The organism is Yersinia sp. LJYL362 (genome assembly GCF_048323875.1).
In genome coordinates, this window is sequence record NZ_JBLWEX010000268.1 from 1 (window position 1) to 25,539 (window position 25,539).

The following is a 25,539-nucleotide window of genomic DNA, read 5'->3' on the forward strand; positions in this document are numbered from 1 at the left end:
CACATCAACAGCAAATGACCATCAACCAGATGCTGGATATGCCGTTCTATCACCCCGTGATTGAAGAAGGTTTGCGTACAGCATTGCGTGATTTGCAGTCTAAATTGAAACTGGGTACTGACGAGGCCGAACGTTGTCTGCGCTGCCCAGGTGAATAATATTACTACCTAATTTTTTCTGACTGATTAAACCGGGCTTTATACCCGGTGAGGTTAATGACAAAGCTATTTGTAGCTCAGTGAGTGAAGGGTTGACCGCACCTAGGGGCACTCCGACGGCTTACGCCGTTACGACCCCAACGATACGTTTCCCCTTCATTCGACTTTGTCAGCAGTCTGACCGGGCGTTATGCCCGGTTTTTTATCCTTTATTTCGCGAAGCAACGTCAAATAACACCCCGCCATTCACCGTCTTATCTTTTTTAGATCAAAACTCACTGGCATAGTCAACGAAACCTGCCCATTCGATAACAATCCGACAGGAGGCTGGGGTAAGGGCTGAGCGCGCTGAATCACTGCCAATGCTTCTTGATCTAAAGCAGCCACCCCACTGCTCTTGATGAGTTTAGCGGATAGCACTCCGCCCTCTTTATTAACCACAAACCGGATAATCGCCGTTCCTTGTTGGCGCTGTTTTCGGGCGCGGGGGGGATAACGTTTAAACCCTGCCAAATGCCCTTGTAAGCGGCTTTTCCAATTCATTTTACTTTGTTGATCATGCAATGAATGACTATTCGCCGCAGCCGCGACTCGATGGCTCTCCCCCGATAAAGACGTACTGGTTGCCGCTGCTGGTGCAGAGGGCCTGCTGCGGCTTTCAGGTGTTTGTTCACTGATGGGCTGGCGTGGTGTCATCACTTTCTGTTGCGGCCGTTTTGCTTTGCTTAGCTCTTTTTGCGGCACATCCCCTTCTTTTTCGACAATCAACGCAGCATTTGAATGTTCAGGTGCGGTCAGTACATGACTCACTTCTTCTGGCTGATGTTCCAAAAGCTCAGTCACCGGTTCGCTGATATGTTGAGTGATACCGACCACCGAATCTTGCTCCCTATGTTGGACAAACTCTGGCTCCGTCGATACCGCGATCATCATTGCCACAGGGGAGACCTCTGGGTATCTCGAAGGGATAAAGGTATTGCTCAATAGCCATATCAGATAAACATGAATTCCGCTGGTTAATAAGGCACTTGCCCCCCAAAACATCACGCTACCGTTACGTTGTCGAATCCCCATAAATTAAATCACTATATTCCTTTATTTTTAATAGGTTACTTCCGAATCATCACTCTTCAGCAAAGGCAATATGCAGGCGATCAGTGAGCGGTTTAAACAGATAATTAAGTAGTGACCTTTCCCCCGTTCGGATAAAAATATCGACTGACATACCGGGCCGGATTGCCAGCTCAGTCTGTGTGATATCGATAGCGACCGTTAAAGGATAGTAAGGTTCTAGAGTCTGTGGGTGCTGGATACGATCGGCCCCCACGTGTAATACCGAACCTTGTAAGCGCGGGGTGCTGCTTTGATTAAAAGCAGAGAAGTTCAGGTCTACCGGTAGCCCAATCATCACCTTATCAATTAATGACACGGGAAGCTGAGCCTCAGCCAATAGTGGCTGCCCGCTGGGAACCAGCTCCATTAATGTTTGCCCAGGGCTGACCACCCCGCCAACCGTGTGTTGAACAAGGGCTATCACCGTACCACTGACCGGCGCATAAATACGCATGTTATCTAATTCGTATTCCGCAACGCTCAAACGCAGCTCTAACTCCTGAGTGCTTTGTTGTGCTTTCGCCAGTTGCTCGCTATTCTCGCTTTTATACTGCTCACGTCGTTGTAAAATATGCTGTTCTGTTTCACTAATTTGCTTATGAAGCTCCAATATATCACTGGTATTCTTCTCTATATTGGCGCGTAGTGAAATCGCCTGACGTTCCGTCTCTAACAGCTGGCTTTGAGAGGCGTGACCATTCTTCGCCAATAACTGTACTCCCTGCAATTGCCGCTGGAATAAGTCAAATTGGCGCTGGCTATGGCCGCGTGCCACTTGTAATCCATCAAGTCGGCTTTCGTGACGGGTAATTTGTGCTGATAACCGGGCAATTTCGCTCAGTTGAGCCTGGCGACGATGGAGAAATAGCTGTTGCTGCAACACCGTATTACGCTCAACTAAAGCGTGTGCTGGGTGTTGAAGCAAGACAGGAGGGAAAGTAATTGTCTGTAATTCATGTTGCTCTGCCGTGAGACGAGACTCCTGAGCAAGCGCACTCAAGTACTGATTTTGTAAATTATCGCGATGACTACGCGCCGCAGTATCATCCAGAGTGATAAGTAATTGGTCTTGCTTGACATCATCACCCTCAGCTATATGCAATTGCTGGACACGCCCTCCTTGTAATGGTTGAACCAACTTGCGGTTTTCCGCCACGACAATATGCCCCATAACCGCAATACCTTTATCCAAAGGTGCCAACCCTGCCCAAAGTAGAGAACCGATAAAGCCTCCCAAGACCAATAATCCACCAAGACTAAGATATCTTCCGCTATTGATTTGAAGTCGTAGCGGTTCTTGCGAGGTTTGATTTTGCTGCTGGGGTGACGAACAACTTGGATCTGATAACATGATTTATCTCCACCCGTGGTCTTTATGATTTGTGTGATGCGGTGCGAATCGGGGCAACACCATAGGACATGCCACTTCCCCAACTATGATGTTCAACTGCCGCTTTCTGTTTACTCTGAGAGCCTTGCAATATTGTTTCAGTGGGGCCAAACAGATCTACTTGCCCATTTTGCAAAAACAGCAAGTAATCGCTGCCCGATAACAGTTCAGGTTTATGGGTTACCATCACGATAGTGCAGCCCTGTTGTTTTAACTGGCTGATACTGGCTAATAAGGCTTTTTCGCCAACTTTATCTAAACTGGCATTAGGTTCATCCAGCACGATAAGCCGTGGCACACCGTACATGGCTCGCGCCAAAGCAATTCGCTGCCTCTGACCACCGGATAGCCCGCTACCCTCATCCCCCAGTTGTGTGTCATAGCCATGTGACAGATGTAAAATTAAGTCATGCACATCAGCCAGTTGTGCCGCAGCCATAACTTTTGCATTATCAATTGGGCCAAAACGCGCAATATTCTCAGCAATTGAACCGCGAAATAGCTGAATATCTTGGGGTAGATAACCGATATATTCCCCTAAATGACTTTTATCCCATTGGGAAAGATCTGCACTGTCCAAACGGACAGAACCACTCAGTGCGGGTTGACTCGCAACCAACAACTTCGCCAGAGTGGATTTGCCACTCCCTGATGGCCCCAAAATGCCCAGAACATCACCGGGTTGCAGTTCGAAGTTAATAGAGTGCAATACCGGTATATGTGTTCCCGGTTTACAGACGGTAAGTTGTGTCACACTCAATTTACCCTGAGGTGGGGGGAGAACCATGCCGGTGACTGGCTGAGGATGTTGTGCTAACAAAGACGACAGGCGTTGGTAAGCCAGGCGTGTGTGACTCCATTGCTTCCAAACCGCGATCAGTTGATCAATTGGCCCTAACACCCGGCCAACCAAAATAGATCCGGCAATCATAACGCCCGCCGTGATCGCACCGTCGATGACCAGCAACGCGCCCAGCCCCAACATCATTGATTGCAATGCTTGACGGCTGGATTTGGATAAGGCTGTCACACGGCTACTTTTATCGCTGGCTATATTTTGCTGATAGAGAAAATGTGAGTGCTGCTTTAACCAGCGTTCGCGTAAAACATTGAGCATTCCCATTGCTTGAATAGCATCGACATTTCGCAGGTTCGCATTCGCCTGTTGAGTTGCTTGTGAAGTGATAGCTGAGGCCTCTTTCAGCGGTTTTTGGCAGATCCAATGATTGAGCCAGGCCAGAAAAATAAGCACACAAGCCCCAGACGCTGCTAATACACCTAACCAGGGATGAAGTACAAAAATGACCAATAAATAAAGCGGGAACCAGGGAGCATCAAAAAAAGCAAATAAAGCATTGCCGGTCGCAAACTGACGTAAAGAGGTGAGATCATTCAACGCTTGGGCTGCGGGCGTGGTATGCCCCATCAGTTGAGACGCAAATGCAGCATTAAAAACTCGTTGATTAAGTTGCATATCAATACGAGTTCCGAGCCGAATGACGACCGCACTGCGAATCCATTCAAGTAAGCCAATAAATGCAAAGATGCCTAGAACCAGAATAGTAAGCATCAACAATGTCATGGTATTAGCTGATGCCAGAACGCGATCATAAACTTGCAACATATAAATAGCAGGGGCCAGCATCAAAAGATTAATAACTGCTGTAAACAACCCTATTCCCCAGAGGCACTTTTTGTGCTTGGCTAGAACGGAAAGAATAGTCAGCGAGTCCGAAGAAAAGCCGGTAGTTTTTTGTGACTTCATGGCATCCATTTCCATACTGAAAATATTTAATCGTAAAATCACTAGTGGCCGATTTTAATTTTTGCAAATAAATTTCTTATCAAAATATATAAATTTATGGGCAAGTTAATTCCCGTCATAATAACCGCCACTGTAGTAAGTATAAGGATGTATCGTGGTGACATTATTTTCCCGAGCCAATAATTATTCTCCAGTAATCTTAATTACGAAACTAATAACATGTCATTACTATCGTTTGCACCCAAGGTATCAATAACTGGTATGTTAAACTGGCTGGCGCTCGCCATATCTTTAAGTGGTGTATTGACATCAACACCTTGAGCTTTTAATATTTCCAAGAGTATATCTGCATTATTTTTCTTTAAATTAAATCCCATTTGATGAATGTCATTATTTCGGTTTTCGGCAGTTATTTTAAAATCATCATACTCACCGATAATATTTAAACCATTAAATATCAATTGAGGCTCCACCAAATGCTTTTCAATTATAGTATGACTTTTAAGATTTTGAATAAGCCCTTCTTTACCTAGTTCCAAACGTTCCACTTTGCCATAAATAGCCCTGTGACATAAATTAAAACTTATCTCCCCACTCAGAATTATTGTGGCTTTATCACCTGAAGTATTAGTCACCGAGAATTGTTCGAACTGCCTGTTGATAGAGTTTTTAAGGCCATGAAAACCTCCAAAATTATAACCCTCTTCGGTTGGAATATTGAAATCAGCTATCCATTGATGAGTATATGAGTAAATGGTTTCATCTTTTATATTTCCATTAAATCTGATACTTACCGTCATAATAATATCCTTTTAACTTATGACTATATATGTGATTCATCATTGGGTTAGGGAGTCATTTAAGCAGCTAACAATGTTTCACTGCTATCAGTTGCGCCCATTGCATCAATGATGGGGGAGATATCTGCAACCACTTCAAACGGGCTGGCGATAACTATATTCTTAAGTGAGGTATCCACATCAACTCCCTGGGATTTGAGAATTTCCAGCATAGGGGCAGCTTTTCCTCTCAACAAATTATATGTGCCATGGTCTATTCCACCTGGATAAGGCTTATCGGGTTCAGCATCAAACGCCTGAGATAGTGAACACAGCGAAGGATAAAAGTCATCCTCAATATTTAAGCCGTCCAATTTCAGTTGTAGTTGTTGAATTTGTTTACCCATATTCTCGGTGTTAGGTATGAGTGACTCGCCAAACTCTAATGTTTGTATCTGTTTTTTCATAATGAGAGTAACATTATCTTGCTCACGCCTATGCCCACTAATAATCATTGCCATCTTACTCTCATAAAAACTTTGAAACTCGGCCTGAACAATTTCATTGTTATTATCGTCAATCCGATGGGATAAAGTACCGTAATCTTTAAAAGAACTTGGCGTCTGAACCAAGTCACCATAATCCGCAGCCCATTGATGGATATAATGAGAGATTGAATATTCTGATAATTGACTTTGATATTTAATAGTGACTGTCATAATAATATCCTTTTAATTTAGCATCCATATTAATTAAATATTAAGCGACTAATAATATACCGCTTTGATCCGTTGTAGCGATTATCTCAATGACTGGCATGTCGTTCATCACGTCAAACTGACTCGCAATGGCTAAATCTTTGAATGGTGTGTTGACATCAACACCTTGTGATTTGAGGATTTTCACTATAGAAGCATTGCTTCCCCTCAGCAGGCCGTATACAGCAAGGTCTACATTACTCGGATAGTAATTATTTATCAGCATTGCCCGAATGATCTCAAACATCGAAACATCAATATCATCTGAAATAGCTAATCCACTGAATTTCAGTTGTACTTGCTGAAGTTGAAGCTGATGAAATTGAGGGTCTTCTAAGTCTGCATCTGGAATAGGGATTAAATACTCACCAAATTCCAGCCCCTCGCTGTTGCCGGGTATTACGGGGGAAACCTCAGATAAATTAATGCCATCAGTTTCCATAACCCTCGCCGCATACATCCCCTGAGATTCCATCACTATCGCGGCTTTACTGTGCGGGGAACTGCTTTGAATGGCGAGTTTTAAACCCACTGTAGGAGGGTTCGGGCCAGCTGAATAAATACTGTATTTACTTCCCCCCGATTCCGAAGCTATATCACCAAAATCAGTAGCCCACCAATAAGTATAAGAGTAGATAGTTTCATTTTTGATTGATGCATGATATTTAATCGAGACTGTCATATTAACATCCTTTAATAATATAACTTATCGTCGTGACGTTATATTAGCATTCAGGTGAATAAATAAATGCAAATATACTTATTTGAAATTTAAAGTAATGAACCACCACCGCAGCCCATATAGAAAATACGGTGGTGGCGCACTGACACTTATTGCAAATATACTAACACTTATTACACAACAGCTAGATCCGACCAGAAAATCCTTTTCCGGAAGTCTTACTTAAGCAGCTAATAACATATCACTGCTTTCAACTACACCAACGGTATCAATCATTGGCATATCTGATACCATAGCGTCGAATTGGCTGGCGATAGCCATATCCTTAAGTGGGGTATTCACCTCAATACCTTTAGCGGTGAGTACTTCCAACAGTGGATCGGCATTACCACGCATCAAACCATAAGTGGCCTTATGCATATCACCCTGGTGATTCTCTGCCATTGTTTTACTAGCGTCAAACTCACCAGTAATATCTAAGCCGCTTAATTTCAGTTGTACTTGGGCAAGCTGTTTACCAATACCATTTGGATTATCAATCAAGTTGTCACCCAACTCTAAGCTTTCCATTTTGCCATGGAACGTATGTTGGGGCATAAAGGAGTACTTCAACTCGCCTTCAACTATCATCCCAGTACTAGCACCACTATGAGAGCTGCCAACTGAATATTGGGTTCCATCAAACCACCCGCCGCCAGCAAATTGACCAAAATCTTTGGAATATCCTTCGGCTCCCGTATCTTTTATATCACCATGATCCGTGGCCCACTGTTTAGTATAAGAAGTTAGAGTGTCGTTACTGAATTGACTTTGATATTTGATAGTTACTGTCATAATAAATTTCCTTATTGTTAACAACAATAATATGACTCATCATTGAGTCACTGTGACTACAGATGGAGTTATTGTTCCACCTGAAGATTTTAAATTCAATGTTTAGTCTCTTTATTTTATTTTAATAGTTAAAATCTATATTCAAAACCACCCTGAATAGTTCTACCACGATTTGGTGCAAAAGAAAGTGAATCACCATAACTAATAAGATAAGCGCGATTAGTTATATTTTCTATTGAGCTGCGCAACGTTAAATTATTAGTTAGCTTATAACTGGCATAAATATCAAATATGGTATATTTAGGCCAGTCCGCAACATAAGCGGTATTGACATGGCCTTTACTATTAAGAACTGATTTATCTTGGTGTCCTTTGTTATAACGAATAACGGTGCCGAGATCCAGCTTTTTATCCAAAAGTCTTCCACCTAAAGTTAAGCTGCCGCGATCACCCGGTAAATAGGCAGAGGAACCAAATAAGTTCTTTGCTTCAAGGCAATCAACTCTATTATTTATATCATCTCTATCAATAGAATAGTTTCCATTACTTGCTATGTTCTTTACACCGCCTAGCCAGGCCCTTTTTGAACAAAAAGTATTTACACCAATCATTCTGGTATAATTTAAACTGGTATAAAATAATCCCATATCATAACTTAATTGATATTCCAGGCCACGAAACCGAGTAACCAGTAAGTTATTAATATAAGTCGCGTTGGTAAAGCTCCCGCCGCCATGCAGTGGTTTAGTCTTGGATAGCTCAAGATTGATATAATCAGTGACACGGGTATCAAAGTAGGCCAACTTGGCGACCAGGCGGTCTTCTGCAATAAACAGATGGCTGTGTTGAATATTAATGCCAGCTTCCCAGGCCTTGGAATGCTCTGCTGCCAATACAGGATTGGGTAAGATCCAACCATGACCATGGGCGCTGCCCGTGGCCAGCACCTCAGTAATCGCCGGTGGCCGCCAGGATTTACCGTAATTGCCAAAAAATTCTAGCCACTGCACACCGGGCTTGATACCGATGGCCAGTGTGGGTGACAGTTGTTGTTCACGGCGATCTATATCCCAGGTCATTTTCATCAACCGGTTAAATGAGCACCGTCTTCTCTCATTAATAATATATTGCTCATGTCTCTTTTGGTTGCAGGGATTTTCACGGGTATAGTCTCCGAGAAAATTTTTGCTGTGCATCCAAGTATTACCCTTTAAGCGAAATTGATCATAACGCAGCCCACCTTCCAGCCGCAGCCAATCAGCATATTCATAATTCAACTGAGCAAAGGTGCTGGTAATGGTGCGCTTGCCGGGCGGCGTGATGCCAAGCATTGATGCATGAGTTGAGTTGCCGGTGGAACGGTCACTAAACCACTCAAGACCATAGTTGAGACGGAATTGATGGTAATCGGCAAGGCTAAAAAAACTGGTATTTTGCAGTTGTAAACCACGGGTACTTAATCGGGTTTGAGTCCAAAATTTATCGCGGAAAACAACATTGGCGTTATGAGTATCCGTTTTATCATCGGTATCAACGTAATAGATTTTTGCCGTCATATCCAGCCAGGCGATATGCTCGGGAGAGAGACTATAATCCAGCCCAATATTGCGATTCACTACATCACTCACACTACTGCTTACCCAACCATGCCTTCCTTTTCCTGGACCTTCTTTTACGTTAGTCATAAATCCAGTATTAGGACTGTGTATTTGTGTTTGCAGATAACTGAATGTCAATCGTTGATCGGCGGGTAAATTCCAGCCTAGCTTGGCAAGGTGCGACTGCATTTTATAATTGGTGAACGGCACTTTATTATTCTTAATATCATAGCTAAATTTCTCTGTGGCGGTGCCAAATCGAATATCTCCCAGAGTTCCTTTATTGCCGGGCCAATAATCGCTTAAATTTCGCTCGCTAATGGCAATTAATATATCGCCATGTTTATTCCCCAATGCCTGCACGGCACTGCCAATAAAATTAGTACCGTTATCACCGGTCATGGCGCGAATATGTCCGCCAATTTCTTTATCAGGTTCCAGAAATTCGCTAGCATTGATGGTATTAAAAGTCGCAATTCCGCCAATCACTCCCGCCCCGCCAATACCACTGGTGACCCCCTTTTCAATCACCACGTTACTCAGTATTTCCGGATCGATATACATCACACCATTGCGTTGCCCATGGCCACTTTTCATAAAGTTTTGCCGCATACCATCAATATTCATATTGACGCGGCCATAATCCTGAATGCCACGGATATTCACTGAAAGTGCTGGGTCTTGTTGGCTGACGCTGGAATAGACGCCGGAGGTTTGTTCCAATATATCCGCTGCATGGCGAGCAGGCCGGTTATCGAGTTGTTCGCGGGAGATTTCACTCACGGAATGGAGTTCATCGTAAACCCAGTCGCCCTCATGGGCGTTACTGGTTCCCTCTACTTTGAGTTCATCTAATACGATGTCATGTTCATTAGCGGATATTACAGTAGTGTCAGCATTAATACTCTCTGAATAGCCCTGAGTGACCAATGCAAGGAATATACTGAATGTAACTCTATTCATTGAATTTATTGGTATTCTTTTATCTCTTACTATATTATCCATTTATAAGATTTCATCCTTATTAATATAAAAGCAATACATCAATTAATTATTAGCCATTGTTTAAATGACATTTGCTATAAAATTTGGCTATAAGATTACCGCCAAATAATAGAAAGTATCCGGTGACTAAAATGATGTTATGTTGTCTGGGCTAAATAAGTTACGTCATCAAATAAATGGGCATTAAATTTGAAAATAAAGTCATTACTTTATTAGAGGATTCAATAATATTTTCCAGTAAAAAAACCGTTATTTAACCTAAGTAATATTCATTTAATTTTTTAATGCTAGTAGAGGTTTTACTATATCGCCATTATTTGATAATGATTATCATAATCATTTCTAGTTATAAACTCAACTGCCTATTAAGAATAAAATAGCAGGCTGTTGATGACGTTGATTTTAGAGGGAAATTAAATAATAGATAAATAGTGGTAGCTGTTACGTGGATTAAATTTTTATAAATAAAACCAGTAACGAATAAAATATATTTAAGTATTTATAACGCAAAACGGGCCACATTAATTGTGGCCCGCTGCAACATTAACCCATACTCTGCGAATTAAGATAAACGCGCTTTAGCCTCGGCAATGGCCGATGCGACTTGCTGGGGTGAAACACCGCCTTTAGCAACACGCTTATCTAAACAAGATTGCAACGCCAGAATCGGATAAACATCATCGCCAATGACTGCACTGAATTTTTGCAAATCATTTAGTGATAAAGCCTCTAATGCTTTCCCCTGACGAATAGCCTCAACCACCGCCTCACCGACAATATGGTGTGCTTCACGGAATGGCACACCTTTGGCGACCAGATAATCCGCCAATTCAGTGGCATTGGCATAACCCTGCTCAGCCGCTTCTTTGCAGCGCGGGCGTTTCACTTGAATGCCATCCAACACCAGCGCCGCCATATGCAAGCAGTCAAGCCAGGTATCGAGCGCATCAAACAGCCCTTCTTTGTCTTCTTGCATGTCTTTGTTATAAGCCAGAGGCAGGCCTTTTAGCGTCATCATCATCCCGGTCAATGCACCCTGTACCCGGCCACATTTCCCACGGATTAACTCCAGCGCATCCGGGTTTTTCTTTTGCGGCATCAGAGAAGAGCCTGACGTGACGCGGTCTGATAAATCGACGAAAGCCGCTTCACCGCTGTTGAAGAAAATCAAATCTTCAGCAAAACGGGATAAATGCACCATACCAATACTGGCATCAGACAGTAATTCCAGCACGTGGTCACGGTCAGAAACGCTGTCCAGGCTATTACGCGTGGCCGAGGCGAAACCTAACCAACCCGCCAGTTGTTCACGATCGATAGCGTAGGCCGTTCCCGCCAAAGCACCACTGCCTAATGGGCTGACATCCAGGCGTTTCAGGGTATCTTGCAGGCGGCTTTCATCACGAGCCAGCATCTCAACATAGGCCAGGCACCAGTGTGCAAAGGTCACCGGTTGAGCACGCTGCAAATGGGTATAACCCGGCATCACCGCATCCTGATTGGCTTCGGCAGTGATAACCAGCGCTTGTTGCAACTGCTGCACCGCAGTTTTTAATTCGGTTATCTGGAATTTGCACCACAACTTCAGGTCAGTTGCCACCTGATCGTTACGGCTGCGCCCGGTATGCAGTTTTTTGCCTAAATCACCGACTTTATCAATCAGTTTGGTTTCTACCCAACTGTGAATATCTTCTGCATCACTGGCTAAAATAGCCTGTGGATCGGCCTGAACTTCCTCTAATAAAACAGAGAGTGCCTGCTCAAGCTGTTGCTGTTCTGCCGCGGTTAAAACGCCGACCGTGACCAGTGCTTTCGACCAGGCGACAGAACCGATAATATCCTGCTCTGCCAACCGGTAATCAAACCGCAGAGAATCGTTAAATTGCTTAAAACGCCTATCTGCCGCCTGACTGAAACGTCCGCCCCACAATGCCATAATCTTGCTTCCCTAAGTCCTACCCTTCGTCCTTGAAGCTACAGGGTTGTTAGCGGCGCTCACGCACCCAAATCACTTATTTGCATAAGCTCATTGGGATGAATTCACTGGCTGCCTACCTGTATCTCCAATGACTTTGGGTTATAAAAATTCATAATAAAATAAAAAGTATCAGGTATCAGGCCGAAATGCGCGTACCGATCGGCTCACCATTAAATAATGCAGGCAACTGATCGGCATGACGCCAACTGGCGATATCCACCGGGCGGCCCAATGTGCGCGCTGCATCCAGCGCGGCATTCACTTTAACCACCATGCCGTCAGTGATGATGCCCTGCGCAATCAGTTGTTCGGCTTTTTGTGCGGTCATTTCAGCAATGCGCTGGCCTTTGCCATCTAAAATCCCACTGACATCCGACAGCAAAATTAAATCGGCACCTAATGTTGCGGCCAAAGCCGTTGCTGCCTGATCAGCATTCACATTCATCAGACTACCCTCTTTGGTGATACCAATAGAGCTGATGATTGGCATGTAATTTGCGGCCAGTAAGGTTTGTACTAAAGCCGGTGAGCCCGCTTCGGCTTTGCCCACATGACCCAATTGCGCATCCAGCGGGGTGACTGACACGGTATTACCATCACCCAAGCATAAGCCAACAGCATTGATGTCATGTTTAACCGCCCAGGCCAGCAATGTTTTGTTGGCGGTACCCGCTAATGCACCGGTAATAATGTCAATTTGATCTGCTGGCGTCACACGCAGGCCGTTTTTCTTCACCACCGGCAACGCGAGTTTTTTCATCAGATCATCAACCAGACAACCGCCACCGTGCATAATCACCAGCGGGCGCTCATGCTTCTCGCGATAGGTCACCAATGCGGTAAACAGGCGTTCCAGCGCTTCTTCGCTGTCGAGCAACACGCCACCTAATTTAATGACCAACGGGTTTATCATGTTTCGCCTCAATATAATTAGAAAAAATGTCAGTTCCGACTCGGTGACAACCTCTGCTGGTTAGCATTTTATTGCTCACAACAAAGATTGGGTTTCCGCAAAGCCAAAACGTATATTCATGCATTGGACCGCCTGTGCCGCCGCGCCTTTCAGCAGGTTGTCTTCTGTCGCGACAATAATTAAATGTTCGCCCTGTACAGAGAAACCAATATCACAGAAAGGTAGGCCCACCACTGCTTTTAGCGCCGGTACGCCTTGCTTATAGAGCCGCACCAAGGGCTTGTCCTGATAGGCATTGTGGTATGCCTCGGCGATATCTTGTGCCGTCACACCCGCTTTCAGGCGGCAGGTAATGGTCGCTAAAATACCGCGAGCGAAATTCCCCAAGTGTGGAGTAAAAATCACCGGCGTACCAAGGTGGGCAACAATTTCCGGCTGATGGCGATGGTTAAACAAACCATAGGGTTGCAAACTCACTTCGCAGAAACTGTTGCCAATACTGGCCTTGCGCCCCGCACCACTGACACCACTGACGGCGTTAATCACGGGCCATTGTGCATCATTGAGCAAACCACCCTCGACCAACGGCTTAAGCGCTAGCTGGGATGCGGTGGGATAACAACCCGGTACCGCAATCAATTGAGCCTGCTTAATTTTTTCAGCCTGCCATTCAGCTAGCCCATAGACCGCTTTGGCCAGCCAATCGGCATGTTGATGCTCAAAACCGTAATATTGGCTATAAAACGCCGCATCCTGAACCCGGAATGCGCCGGAGAGGTCGAATACCACACAACCCGCCGCCAGGAATTGTGGCGCTAAATCATGGCTGACTTCATGAGCAGTAGCGAGGAAGACAACATCCACCCCTTTTGCCGCCTGAGCCACATCCAGCAAGGGTTGTAGCGGAAGATCAATAATGCCTTTTAGTTGCGGATGCAGATCAGAAAGTAATTTTCCTGCATCTGCACTTTGCGCTGAAACCGCTAAAGCGGTTATGTTCATATGTGGGTGACGATTCAGGTAAGCCGTAAGTTCTGCTCCGGCGTAGCCACTGGCACCTACAATTAGCGTATTCAACATGGGTTCAGTTCACCTTGCCCTTCGTACTTGAAGCTGCGGGGTTGTTAGCTACGCTTATTCACCCGAATCACTGACCAGTGTCAGCTCATCGGGATTCGTTCGCTTGCTGCCTACCTGCAACGCCAATTACATTGGGTATAAATTTAATTGGTATAAAGACATAAGTAGTCAAAACCGGCATTTGGGTTATCAGCAAGGTCTTACTGTTCCCCCACGTGATTGAGTATTGACTTTTTCGTCAATTTAAGGGTGTTTTTAGGTTCCCTTACGCTCAAGCTTACTGTATTTTTATTCATAATTAATGCATGAATATTGATACTATCCTAACCAAAGGCTGTCAACAGTGAAGATGAAATTACCTCCATTTATTGAGCTGTATCGGGCGTTAATCGCTACGCCATCGATCAGCGCAACCGATAGCGCCCTCGATCAAAGCAATGAGGCGTTAATCAACTTGTTGGCCGGATGGTTTGCAGATTTGGGTTTTCGCGTCGAAATCCAGCCGGTACCGGGCACACGCCACAAATTTAACCTGCTTGCTTCTATTGGCGAAAACGCGGTTGGCGAGAAAAACAGCGGAGAAGGTCGCGGCGGGCTACTGCTGGCGGGTCATACCGACACCGTACCTTATGATGAAGGGCGCTGGACGCGCGATCCGTTCGCGCTAACCGAGCATGACAATAAATTGTATGGTTTGGGTACTGCCGACATGAAAGGCTTCTTTGCCTTTATTCTCGATGCAGTGCGCGATATCGATGCCAGCACATTAAGCAAGCCACTGTATATTTTGGCGACGGCCGATGAAGAGACCACCATGGCGGGCGCGCGCTATTTTGCTGCCTCCACCGAGCTGCGCCCTGACTTTGCCATTATTGGTGAGCCAACCTCGCTGCAACCCGTGCGGGCGCACAAAGGGCATATTTCCAATGCTATCCGCATTACCGGTCAGTCCGGCCATTCCAGTGATCCGGCTCGCGGTGTGAATGCTATTGATTTGATGCATGAATCCATTACTGAGCTTATGAAGCTGCGCACCACGCTGCAAGAGCGCTATAACAACCCGGCATTTGCTATCCCCTACCCGACTATGAATTTCGGTCATATCAATGGGGGTGATGCTGCAAACCGTATCTGTGCTTGCTGTGAATTACATATGGATATCCGACCGCTGCCAGGGCTGACATTAAGTGATCTGGATGAGTTGATGACTGAAGCACTGGCCCCCGTCAGTGCGCGCTGGCCGGGCCGCTTGAGTATTGATGAACTGCATCCGCCGATTCCGGGCTATGAGTGTCCGACCGACCATCATATGGTCGGGGTTATCGAGAAATTGTTGGGTGAGCGCACGGCGGTGGTGAACTACTGCACCGAAGCGCCATTTATTCAGCAAATTTGCCCGACATTGGTGTTGGGGCCAGGTTCTATCAATCAGGCTCATCAGCCGGATGAATTTATTGATATGGCCTTTATTGAGCCAACCCGCGAGCTGATTGGTCAGTTAGTTAACCATTTCTGCCAACAGAAATAACCACTTTGGGGTAGGCGGATCAATATTGCCGATAAGCCAGACTGATAATCTGGCCTTGGTAATTAAATTTCAGCAATATCCCTAAAAATGATGTTTTTTTGCTGAAAATAGTGTCAATTGGGGTATGGAATTGAACGTGGCGAGTGGATTTGTCCATCTCGGCCTGTTGGGTGAAATTAATTTACAAAAAGAAACCATAAAAATTTATACCCAAAGTCATTGGCGTTGCAGGTAGGCAGCAAGTGAACGAATCTCGATGAGCTGACAGTGGTCAGTGATTCGAGTGAGTGAGCGCCGCTAACAACCCTGCGGCGTCAAGGGTGAAGGGGATATGGGTCAGGAGTCATATGAACGAACAGTATTCCGCAATGCGAAGTAACGTCAGTATGCTCGGTACACTACTCGGGGACACCATCAAGGAAGCGCTCGGCGAACACATCCTTGAAAAAGTAGAAACCATCCGTAAATTATCCAAATCTTCGCGTGCTGGTAATGAAGCGAGCCGTCAGGAATTGCTGACAACGCTGCAAAATTTATCCAATGACGAGCTGCTGCCGGTCGCCCGTGCTTTTAGTCAATTCCTCAATCTGACCAATACGGCAGAGCAATATCACAGCATTTCACCCCATGGTGAAGCTGCAAGTAACCCGGAAGCTCTGGCCCAGCTATTCACCCGCTTAAAAGACAAAAAGCTGAGCGAAAAAGACATGCGCAGCGCGGTTGATGAGTTATCCATTGAGCTGGTGTTAACGGCCCACCCAACCGAAATTACCCGCCGTACCTTGATTCATAAACTGGTTGAAGTGAATACCTGCCTGAGCCAGTTGGATCACAATGATTTAGCCGATTACGAACGCAACAAGATCATGCGTCGTTTGCGGCAGTTAGTCGCACAATCATGGCATACCGACGAAATTCGTAAAATCCGCCCTTCCCCGGTTGATGAAGCCAAATGGGGCTTTGCTGTGGTTGAAAACAGCTTATGGGAAGGTGTGCCTGCTTTCCTGCGTGAATTTAACGAGCAGTTGCAAAACTCCCTCGATTACCGCTTGCCGGTAGAGGCGGTGCCGATTCGCTTCACCTCATGGATGGGTGGCGACCGTGACGGTAACCCGAATGTCACCGCTGAAATTACCCGTCATGTGCTGTTACTCAGCCGTTGGAAAGCGACCGATTTGTTCCTGCGCGATATTCAGGTATTGGTGTCAGAGCTTTCCATGTCGGAATGTACGCCAGAACTGCGTGAATTGGCGGGCGGCGAAGAAGTGCTCGAACCTTATCGTGAACTGATGAAGCGCGTGCGCACTCAGTTGAACAACACTCAGGCTTATCTGGAAGCACGGCTGAAGGGCGAGCGTGTATTAGCGCCAACAGATTTGCTGGTCAGCAATGACCAACTGTGGGACCCGCTATACGCTTGTTATCAATCCCTGAAAGCCTGTGGCATGGAAATCATCGCCAACGGCCAGTTACTCGATACCTTACGCCGCGTGCGCTGTTTCGGTGTGCCATTGGTGCGTATCGATGTGCGTCAGGAAAGCACCCGTCATACCGACGCCATTGCTGAACTGACCCGCTATTTGGGGCTGGGCGATTATGAAAGCTGGTCTGAAGCGGACAAACAAGCCTTCCTGATCCGCGAACTGAACTCCAAGCGCCCACTGGTTCCACTGAAATGGGAACCCAGTGCAGAAACCCAAGAAGTGCTGGAAACTTGCCGGGTGATTGCCGAAGCGCCGCAAGGCTCTATCGCCGCTTATGTGATTTCCATGGCGAAAGTGCCATCGGATGTGCTGGCGGTGCATTTACTGCTGAAAGAAGCCGGTTGCCCGTTCACTCTGCCGGTCGCACCATTGTTCGAAACGCTCGATGACCTGAACAATGCGGACGACGTGATGACTCAGTTACTGAATATCGATTGGTATCGCGGCCTGATCCAAGGCAAGCAAATGGTGATGATTGGCTATTCTGACTCGGCGAAAGATGCCGGTGTGATGGCCGCATCCTGGGCGCAATATCGCGCGCAAGATGCGTTAATCAAAACCTGCGAGAAAGCCGGTATCTCCCTAACTCTGTTCCATGGCCGTGGCGGCTCGATTGGCCGTGGTGGTGCGCCTGCGCATGCTGCGCTGCTTTCTCAGCCTCCGGGCAGCCTGAAAGGCGGCTTACGCGTGACGGAACAAGGCGAGATGATTCGCTTTAAGTTTGGTTTACCGGAAGTCACTATCAGCAGCCTGGCCCTGTACGCCGGGGCGATTCTGGAAGCGAATCTATTGCCGCCGCCAGAGCCGAAGAAAGAGTGGGTGGAGGTGATGGATATTCTGTCTGATGCCTCTTGTGAGATGTATCGCGGCTATGTACGTGAAAATCCACAGTTTGTGCCTTATTTCCGCGCCGCGACGCCAGAGCTGGAATTAGGCAAACTGCCATTGGGTTCACGCCCGGCAAAACGCCGCGCGGACGGTGGAGTTGAAAGCCTGCGCGCTATTCCGTGGATCTTCGCCTGGACGCAAAACCGCCTGATGCTACCGGCGTGGTTGGGTGCCGGTGCCGGTTTACAGAAAGCCATCGATGCCGGTAAGAAAGAAGTATTAGCCACCATGTGCCGTGACTGGCCGTTCTTCTCGACCCGTATTGGTATGCTGGAAATGGTGTTCGCCAAAGCAGATTTATGGCTGGCCGAATATTATGACCAACGTCTGGTGGATAAATCATTGTGGCCGTTAGGCCAGCAATTACGCGACCAACTGGCAGCTGATATTAACGTGGTGCTGGCTATCGCCAATGACGACCACTTGATGGCGGATTTGCCGTGGATTGCCGAATCGATTGCGCTGCGCAACGTCTATACCGACCCACTCAACGTGTTGCAAGCCGAGCTGTTGCACCGCTCACGCCAGCAGCAACACCCCGATGCCCGTGTTGAGCAAGCATTGATGGTGACCATTGCCGGTGTCGCGGCTGGGATGCGCAATACCGGCTAGCCGTCAGTAGAATTATCATGAATACAAAGACAAAACGGGCCGAGCGCCCGTTTTTTTATTGCTAAATCAATGGGCCATATTCGCTCAATTAATAGCCAGTTTATTTAGAATCGGTTTATGAAAGATTGTTATGGCTTGTAGATTCATTATTGCGCCTTACAAAACCACTTTTATTAAAATTATTAGGAATCAATATGAGAGTATTTAGTGCCCCAATCCAACGAGGTTTCGGTGATGCTGCCCGAATTACCCAAGGCGCGAAGGATATCGCAACCGCAGCAAAATCAGATAACAAATTCAAGATGGATACGGTTAAAGATTTAAAAGTGTTAATGACTGCACTCAAAAATACGACCTTAACCCCCGAGCAAAACAAATCCGTTAAAGATTCAATATCCATCTTGGATGCTACCTTGCAAAGTCACAAAGGAACGTCAGCTAAAAATGCATTTGCAACAAAACTAGCATCAATTAATAATTTTGACGCGGCGGTAAATAAAGATAAAGCACAGTCCGGAGGACCGACTGAAAACAACTTATTAAGCGCTTTTTTGACAAAAAAATATTCAAGAAATCAGTTTTAACTTTGTTTTTAAATTGAAAGAGTAATAAAAAATCAGTATCTAACTAACCGCCAGATTGATATATAGCTCAATCTTGGCGGTTTTTTATTTTAATTACGGCCTGACCCCAAGAGTATGGCAAATCGCATAACTCAGTTCTGCCCGATTGAGGGTGTAGAAATGAAAATCCTTCACCCCTTCGCGGCTGAGAATCTTCACCATATCCATTGCCACTGATGCGCCGACCATTTTGCGCGTTTCAGGGTCGTTATCCAGCCCTTCAAATATATTGGTCATCCAGTTTGGCACCCGCACATTGGTCATGGTGGCAAAGCGCTGGAGTTGCTTAAAGTTCGATACCGGCAAGATACCCGGCACAATTTCAACATCAATACCGGTGGCCACACAGCGGTCACGAAAACGCAGGTAACTTTCCACATCAAAGAAGAACTGGGTGATAGCCCGGTTAGCGCCGGCATCAATCTTGCGTTTCAGGTTAATCAAGTCAGCCTGGGCGCTTTTGGCTTCGGGGTGCACTTCTGGGTAAGCGGCAACCGAGATATCAAAATCACCGACGTCTTTCAATAAACCCACTAAATCAGAGGCATACATTTCTGGTTTGCCGCTATCGGGCGGTAAATCACCGCGCAGCGCCACAATATGGCGAATACCGCTGTTCCAGTAATCGGTAGCAATCTCACGTAGCTGGGTCGGAGAAGCATCAACACAGGTCAGATGCGGTGCGGCTTCAAGGCCAGTGCGCTCTTTAATCCCTTTAATGATGCTGTGGGTACGGTCACGCTCACCGGAGTTAGCACCATAAGTCACGGAAACAAATTTAGGTTTCAAGGTGCTCAGGCGGTCAATCGAGCTCCACAGGGTCTCTTCCATCTCGCTGGTACGCGGCGGGAAAAACTCAAACGAAACATTAATCTGGCCTTGCAGCTCTGCCAGACTTTGATTCAGCGCTTCCCGCTGGTTTGCGTGGAAAAAACTCATACCTGTTACCCCATTGCCGATGATTGTCGTTTTGACGACTTATGTTATCTGTCACTGTCCATTTACAAGCGTCTATACGTTTAGACGTCTAAACACAAAAATGACCGAAGTTAGCTAAAGAGTCAACTGTTAAATAAGTTTAGTCCGATGAGTAATCTTCACCTGCAACACGCGGAAAATTCATGCGCCATGCCCTTTAACACCGTTGCTACCGAGTTTTCCTTTATTTCTGCGGATGATTCTCTCTATTTATTTAGAGTATATACTCGCTTTTTTATATTCAACAATGTGACATATATGCAAAACTAAAATATGAGTGTGGACTATTCACATTATCCAAAAGGAATAGTAATGAAAATAAAAGAGCCTGCTAAACAATATAATAAAATTATCTTACCGATACAAATAATCGATAAAACAAATAAAGCAATAAATAAATACCCCGAAAATCAATTAAATTTACCTGAAGAAATCATTAAAATTGATAAAAAGAATATTTCTAAACCAGACATGCTAAATAATAACAAAAATAGAAAGACGTACCTAAAATCCGCTGATGAATCTATATTATTGCTAACCATTATTGCTGCAACAAGGCAGTCAGCAGCTCAGAGAGAAACCACGCAATTGCCTGACGAGAGCAGAAACTCTCAGGAAATTATTGTCATAAACAAAACACAACTCACCCAATGGGTTGACCGGCATGTCAAATACCAACATTCGGTCAATTTATTATTATCCGAACCGAATACGCATGCCGACCCCAAAAATACCGCTATTTGTCCGATATGTTACAGCTTTCTGTTAAATAAACAGCACACTCACAGGTCTTAAGATCTGACAAATATCCTACCGGGTAATTTTGCAGCAGACGCCCGATTAATCATCTCAGGCGTCTGTTTATTTAAGATTAATATCGTATTGGTTATAATAACTGAGCGAGTCGGTTCAAATCAGACTGAATGGCACCCGCAGTGACATCACGCCCTGCTCCTGGGCCACGGATAACCAACGGGTTATCGCGATACCAACGGCTCTCGATGGCAAAAACGTTATCGCATGGCAGCAACGAAGCTAACGGATGGTCAGCACGTACCGCTTCAACGCCCACCCGCGCCTTACCATTGGCATCAAAGCGCGCAACGTAACGTAGCACCAGACCCATTTCATTGGCAGCCTCTAAGCGCTGAATCATTTGCTGGTTCAATGCTTCGCCATTCTCAAAAAATTGATCCACCGAACCGACATCGGCACCCGCAGGTACCAGCGATTCCACCCGCACCTGATTCGGTTCAATGTCGTAACCGGCTTCACGGGCTAAAATTACCAGCTTGCGCATGACATCTTGCCCGGAGAGATCGACACGCGGATCGGGTTCTGTCAGGCCCTGTTGCCAGGCTTGATCCACCAGCTCGGTAAAGGGTACCGTGCCGTCAAATTGCAGGAACAACCAAGACAGAGTGCCAGAGAAAATACCGCTGATGGCCAGAATACTGTCGCCGCTATCGCGCAAATCGCGCACGGTATGGTTGACCGGTAACCCCGCGCCCACCGTGGCGTTATACAACCAGTGGCGGCCGGTTTTGGCAAAAGCATCACGGATTTGGCGGTAATTATTGCTGCTGGAGGCTCCGGCTAATTTATTGGCGCTAATCACGTGGAAACCATAGCTGGCGAAATCCAGATACTGCTCGGCAAGTGACTCACTGGCGGTCACATCCAACACCACCAAATCATCAAATGGGTGCGCGCGCATCCACAAGAACAAGGATTCTTCATCCTGCTCTTTCGCTTCGTCATCGTAAAATGCCAGCATCCGGCTAGCATCCAGCCCGTCATAACTCAACAGACTGCGGCGGCTATCCACCACCCCCGCCAACACGAACTCAAAACCACTGCGAGCTGAGATATTCTTCTGCTCACGGGCAAATAACTCCAACCAACGAGCACCAATATTGCCTTTACCAAACAGCATCAAACCGATGCGCTTCTCTGCACGGAACAGTGATTGGTGTAAGCCCTGAATTAAGTGCTCAGTCGGCCCGAGACGCAGCACCGCAACCATACTGATGCCGTCTTCTGCCTGCCAAATAAACTCAACAGGCTGATCTTTCAGTTGTTGATAGAAACGGTGACTATGCAATGGGTTCTTACTGACCCCAGCCCCTACCAGAGCGACCAGTGCCAACCCCTCGCGCAGGGATAATCTCCCCGGCAGCGTGGCATCTTCCAGCACTCTTAATGCGCTGTTAACCACTTCGGAGGTATAGCAAAGTTGCAAGAGGTTACGATCAGGGTGAATACCGGTCGCCAGCGGCTTGATTTGCGCACGTTTGAGCAGTAAATCAATCTCTTTCTGCGCCAGCGAGAAATCATGATGGCTGGCAATCTGGAGTTCAATCAAGCAGACATCATCGTGACTGGTGACAATTTTGGCGCCCGTTCCGGAAGCCAGCACCCGCTCAATGCGAGTTGAGCCTTGCTCTGGCTGATAGCTACAGCGCAGTTGTAAATCAATATCGCTGCCGGAAACCGGCTGTAGGGTGCGGGTGTGTAGCACCGGAGCGGCCAACCGAGCCAGCTCACTGGCTTCATCCAGACGCAGCAACGGCAACAAACAGGCATCTTTCACTTTGCGCGGGTCAGCACTGTATACCCCCGCCACATCACTCCAGATGGTGACACGTTCGACCCCCGCCAGCGCACCGACCTGAGTGGCCGAGTAGTCACTGCCGTTACGCCCCAATAACACCGTTTCACCGATGTCATTGCGCGAAATAAACCCTGTCACCACCAGACGTTGGTGTGGGTGTTGTGCCATTAATTGCTGCAACAACGGATACGAACGGCCTTCGTCGATTTGTGGCTGTGCCGCACGCTCAGCGCGCAGAAAGCTGCGAGCATCGAGCCAGTCGGCATCCATATCGAGTTTGTTCAATACCGCAGACATCAAGCGGGCCGACCAAATCTCACCATGACCAACCACTTCGGCATAGATTGCATCGTCGACTTTGCTGTCCAACAGGCCAGCCAGGCGTTCCAAATCATGAATAAATTCACTAATTAACGGCTCGGCCATTTCTGGCGACAATAAACCACTAATCAAGTCATGTTGGTAACGACGTAAATTCTGCTGCACCTGATGGGCAGAAAGACGATCCGTTTGACTGAGTTTCAACCAGCTAATCAGCTGATTTGTGGTGCTACCTGCCGCAGACACCACCATAAGGTCGCCGGGATGACTGTAGTTAGCCATAATATTGGCCACTCGCAGGTAACACTTCACATCCGCAAGACTACTCCCACCAAATTTATGCAGTTGACGGCCAGTCACCGCCGCTGCTACCGCTGTTGCATTCATACTTACCTCGGTCTCGCCAACTGGAAAGCATTGTCCAAATCGGCAATCAAATCTTCGCTGTCTTCGATACCCACGGAAATTCGCAATAAACTATCAGTAATACCGGCGGCAGTGCGCGCTTCTGGCGCCATACCGGCATGGGTCATGGTCGCGGCATGGGAAATCAGGCTTTCAACGCCCCCCAAAGACTCTGCCAAAGTAAATAATTCAAGGGCAGAGAGGAAACGGCGCAATACCTGCTCATCACCATCAAGCTCAAAACTGAGCATCGCACCAAAACCTGACTGCTGACGGCAAGCAATTTCGTGGCCGGGATGTTGTGGCAGAGAAGGATGATACAGCTTTTTCACTAAAGGCTGTTGCTCTAAATAGCGGACAATTTCATCTGCGTTTCGCTGCTGTTGAGCCATACGCGGTGACAGTGTGCGTAATCCACGTAATAACAAGTAGCTGTCAAATGCCGCACCGGTCACGCCAATATTATTCGCCCACCATGCCAACTCAACTGCTAGCTCAGGATCTTTGGCAATGACCGCGCCGGCGACCACATCTGAATGACCATTCAGATATTTGGTACAGGAATGAACCACCAAGTCCGCCCCTAACGCCAGCGGCTGCTGTAGCGCTGGGCTAAGGAAGGTGTTGTCACAAACCGTTAATGCGCCGACGGCATGAGCGGCTTTGCAGATAGCGGCAATATCCACCACTCGCAACAGCGGGTTACTCGGGGTTTCAATCAATACCAGTTTGGGTTTTTCAGCCAATGCCTGGCTCAATGCTGCTTCATTGCCTTGGTCAACAAACAGAACCCGATAGGCACCGCGTTTGCTTAAGCTATCGAATAGGCGGTAGCTACCGCCGTAACAGTCATGCGGAGCAACCAGCAAGTCGCCGGGTTTAAGGAAGGTGGTGCAGACCAAATGAATCGCCGACATCCCACTGCTGGTCATTACCGCACCTGCGCCCCCTTCCAGCTCAGCCAAAGCCCGCTGCACCACATCACGCGTTGGGTTACCGCGACGTGAATAGTCATGGGCGCGTGGCTGATTAAAATCGATAAAATTATAGGTACTGGAGAGGTGAATCGGGGGGACAACGCAGCCGTATTGCTCGTCATCGTTCAACCCGCTACGCACTGCTATGGTTGCCTGTTTACGCGTCATATGGATTTCCACCAACCGGATATCGAGAAAATGTTACGCCAGAGTAGACGCACAAATTACGGACGTCAATACATCTGGACATCTAAACTTCTTTGCGTATAGATTGAGCAATGGGATAATAACCGCTAAAATTATAAAGGTTTTAGATATCCTTATGATGTCAGTCAGGTTTCAGTGGTGCCTTGTTTAACCACGAATTTGTTTAACCACAAAGATGGCATAGAAAGGTAATAGCTATCAATAAATAGCAAAAAAGGTTATTTCAGTGACCTTAGTCTAGTAAAATCGACATTTATTTAGTGAGAACAGCGAAGATCGGGCATAATTGGCCGGTTTTCAGAATTTAGTATTTTTCCGACAAATTTAAGGTGTCCCATGGCTGAGTGGAACGGCGAGTATGTCAGCCCTTACGCTGAACACGGCAAGAAAAGCGAACAGGTCAAAAAAATTACGGTATCCATTCCGCTGAAGGTGTTAAAAATCCTCACCGATGAACGGACCCGCCGTCAGGTGAACAACCTGCGCCACGCCACCAATAGTGAATTGTTGTGTGAGGCTTTTTTGCATGCATTTACCGGTCAGCCGCTGCCGAATGACGAAGACCTGCGCAAAGAGCGCAGTGATGAAATCCCGGAAGCCGCGAAGATTTTAATGCGTGAGTTGGGTGTTGATCCCGATAGCTGGGAATATTGATTTCCTGCTACTACCATCCGGTTCAATCTGAACCTGAGAGTAGAAATGAAAAAAGGCCTCTGGAGGCCTTTTTTCGTCTGACGGGCAATAATTACTTCTTAGCACCCGGCACGCTGAAACGCTTGTTAAAGCGGTCAACACGGCCACCGGTCGCAACATCACGCTGCTTGCCAGTGTAGAACGGGTGGCATTCGC

At 46.6% G+C, this 25,539-nt stretch carries 20 protein-coding genes and 1 pseudogene; 6 read left to right on the top strand and 15 right to left on the bottom strand.

All coding sequences use genetic code 11. The features are described 5' to 3' along the window. A pseudogene (locus tag ACNSO8_RS16510) lies at positions 1–158 on the top strand (dihydrolipoyl dehydrogenase); the annotation flags it as partial. A 246-nt stretch (positions 159–404) separates the two neighbouring features. On the opposite strand, the gene ACNSO8_RS16515 reads toward ACNSO8_RS16510, so the two are convergent. The 11 genes from ACNSO8_RS16515 to argC form a co-directional block, all read right to left on the bottom strand. Continuing rightward, positions 405–1,232: an energy transducer TonB family protein gene (locus ACNSO8_RS16515; protein ID WP_418395256.1), complete on the bottom strand. Its 828-nt coding sequence runs from the start codon at positions 1,230–1,232 to the stop codon at positions 405–407. Positions 1,233–1,281: 49 nt separating this feature from the next. Beyond that, complete coding sequence (locus ACNSO8_RS16520; RefSeq protein ID WP_418395257.1) at positions 1,282–2,622, bottom strand: HlyD family type I secretion periplasmic adaptor subunit; 1,341 nt, start codon at positions 2,620–2,622, stop codon at positions 1,282–1,284. Positions 2,623–2,644: 22 nt separating this feature from the next. Further along, positions 2,645–4,441 carry a type I secretion system permease/ATPase gene (locus tag ACNSO8_RS16525; protein WP_418395258.1) on the bottom strand — a complete coding sequence of 599 codons (1,797 nt, stop codon included), beginning with the start codon at positions 4,439–4,441 and terminating at the stop codon, positions 2,645–2,647. Between the two features lie 188 nt (positions 4,442–4,629). Then, positions 4,630–5,226, bottom strand: a complete 597-nt coding sequence (locus ACNSO8_RS16530; protein WP_418395259.1) for a heme acquisition protein HasA — start codon at positions 5,224–5,226, stop codon at positions 4,630–4,632. Positions 5,227–5,285: 59 nt separating this feature from the next. Next, positions 5,286–5,924, bottom strand: a complete 639-nt coding sequence (locus ACNSO8_RS16535; RefSeq protein WP_418395260.1) for a heme acquisition protein HasA — start codon at positions 5,922–5,924, stop codon at positions 5,286–5,288. A 40-nt stretch (positions 5,925–5,964) separates the two neighbouring features. Continuing rightward, positions 5,965–6,645 (bottom strand): heme acquisition protein HasA, encoded by a 681-nt coding sequence (locus ACNSO8_RS16540; RefSeq protein WP_418395261.1) that lies wholly within the window; start codon positions 6,643–6,645, stop codon positions 5,965–5,967. A gap of 222 nt (positions 6,646–6,867) precedes the next feature. After that, entirely contained in the window at positions 6,868–7,479 is a 612-nt protein-coding gene (locus ACNSO8_RS16545; protein WP_418395262.1) for a heme acquisition protein HasA, read from the bottom strand. A gap of 128 nt (positions 7,480–7,607) precedes the next feature. Continuing rightward, entirely contained in the window at positions 7,608–10,082 is a 2,475-nt protein-coding gene (locus ACNSO8_RS16550; RefSeq protein WP_418395263.1) for a TonB-dependent hemoglobin/transferrin/lactoferrin family receptor, read from the bottom strand. Positions 10,083–10,644: 562 nt separating this feature from the next. Next, positions 10,645–12,018: an argininosuccinate lyase gene (argH, locus tag ACNSO8_RS16555; protein WP_418395264.1), complete on the bottom strand. Its 1,374-nt coding sequence runs from the start codon at positions 12,016–12,018 to the stop codon at positions 10,645–10,647. Between the two features lie 178 nt (positions 12,019–12,196). Beyond that, positions 12,197–12,973: an acetylglutamate kinase gene (argB, locus tag ACNSO8_RS16560; protein WP_418395265.1), complete on the bottom strand. Its 777-nt coding sequence runs from the start codon at positions 12,971–12,973 to the stop codon at positions 12,197–12,199. A gap of 75 nt (positions 12,974–13,048) precedes the next feature. Continuing rightward, positions 13,049–14,053: an N-acetyl-gamma-glutamyl-phosphate reductase gene (gene argC / locus ACNSO8_RS16565; RefSeq protein ID WP_418395266.1), complete on the bottom strand. Its 1,005-nt coding sequence runs from the start codon at positions 14,051–14,053 to the stop codon at positions 13,049–13,051. 349 nt (positions 14,054–14,402) lie between these two features. On the opposite strand from argC, the gene argE reads away from it, so the two are divergent. The 3 genes from argE to ACNSO8_RS16580 all read left to right on the top strand — a co-directional run bounded on the left by argE (position 14,403) and on the right by ACNSO8_RS16580 (position 19,149). Continuing rightward, a complete protein-coding gene (argE, locus tag ACNSO8_RS16570) occupies positions 14,403–15,581 on the top strand; it encodes an acetylornithine deacetylase (protein ID WP_418395267.1) in 1,179 nt (392 codons plus the stop codon). Between the two features lie 347 nt (positions 15,582–15,928). Continuing rightward, entirely contained in the window at positions 15,929–18,565 is a 2,637-nt protein-coding gene (ppc, locus tag ACNSO8_RS16575) for a phosphoenolpyruvate carboxylase (protein ID WP_418395268.1), read from the top strand. Between the two features lie 194 nt (positions 18,566–18,759). Next, positions 18,760–19,149, top strand: a complete 390-nt coding sequence (locus ACNSO8_RS16580; protein WP_418395269.1) for a hypothetical protein — start codon at positions 18,760–18,762, stop codon at positions 19,147–19,149. Positions 19,150–19,242: 93 nt separating this feature from the next. Here ACNSO8_RS16580 and metF read toward each other — a convergent pair whose 3' ends face one another. Then, positions 19,243–20,127 (bottom strand): methylenetetrahydrofolate reductase, encoded by an 885-nt coding sequence (gene metF, locus ACNSO8_RS16585; RefSeq protein WP_418395270.1) that lies wholly within the window; start codon positions 20,125–20,127, stop codon positions 19,243–19,245. Between the two features lie 351 nt (positions 20,128–20,478). Between metF and ACNSO8_RS16590 the strand changes: the two genes are divergently transcribed. Beyond that, the gene (locus ACNSO8_RS16590) at positions 20,479–20,961 is read left to right on the top strand and encodes a hypothetical protein (RefSeq protein WP_418395271.1); all 483 of its coding nucleotides are present in this window, start codon (positions 20,479–20,481) and stop codon (positions 20,959–20,961) included. A gap of 91 nt (positions 20,962–21,052) precedes the next feature. Here the strand turns inward: ACNSO8_RS16590 and ACNSO8_RS16595 are convergent, their stop codons facing one another. Further along, the gene (locus tag ACNSO8_RS16595; RefSeq protein ID WP_418395272.1) at positions 21,053–23,488 is read right to left on the bottom strand and encodes a bifunctional aspartate kinase/homoserine dehydrogenase II; all 2,436 of its coding nucleotides are present in this window, start codon (positions 23,486–23,488) and stop codon (positions 21,053–21,055) included. Positions 23,489–23,490: 2 nt separating this feature from the next. Further along, positions 23,491–24,651: a cystathionine gamma-synthase gene (gene metB / locus ACNSO8_RS16600; protein ID WP_418395273.1), complete on the bottom strand. Its 1,161-nt coding sequence runs from the start codon at positions 24,649–24,651 to the stop codon at positions 23,491–23,493. 375 nt (positions 24,652–25,026) lie between these two features. Here metB and metJ point away from each other — a divergent pair, with 375 nt between their 5' ends. Then, on the top strand, positions 25,027–25,344 hold the full coding sequence (gene metJ, locus ACNSO8_RS16605) for a met regulon transcriptional regulator MetJ (protein WP_418395274.1): 318 nt from the start codon (positions 25,027–25,029) through the stop codon (positions 25,342–25,344). Between the two features lie 91 nt (positions 25,345–25,435). Here metJ and rpmE read toward each other — a convergent pair. Next, the coding region (gene rpmE / locus ACNSO8_RS16610) for a 50S ribosomal protein L31 (protein WP_418395183.1) at positions 25,436–25,539 on the bottom strand (104 nt) is incomplete at its 5' end.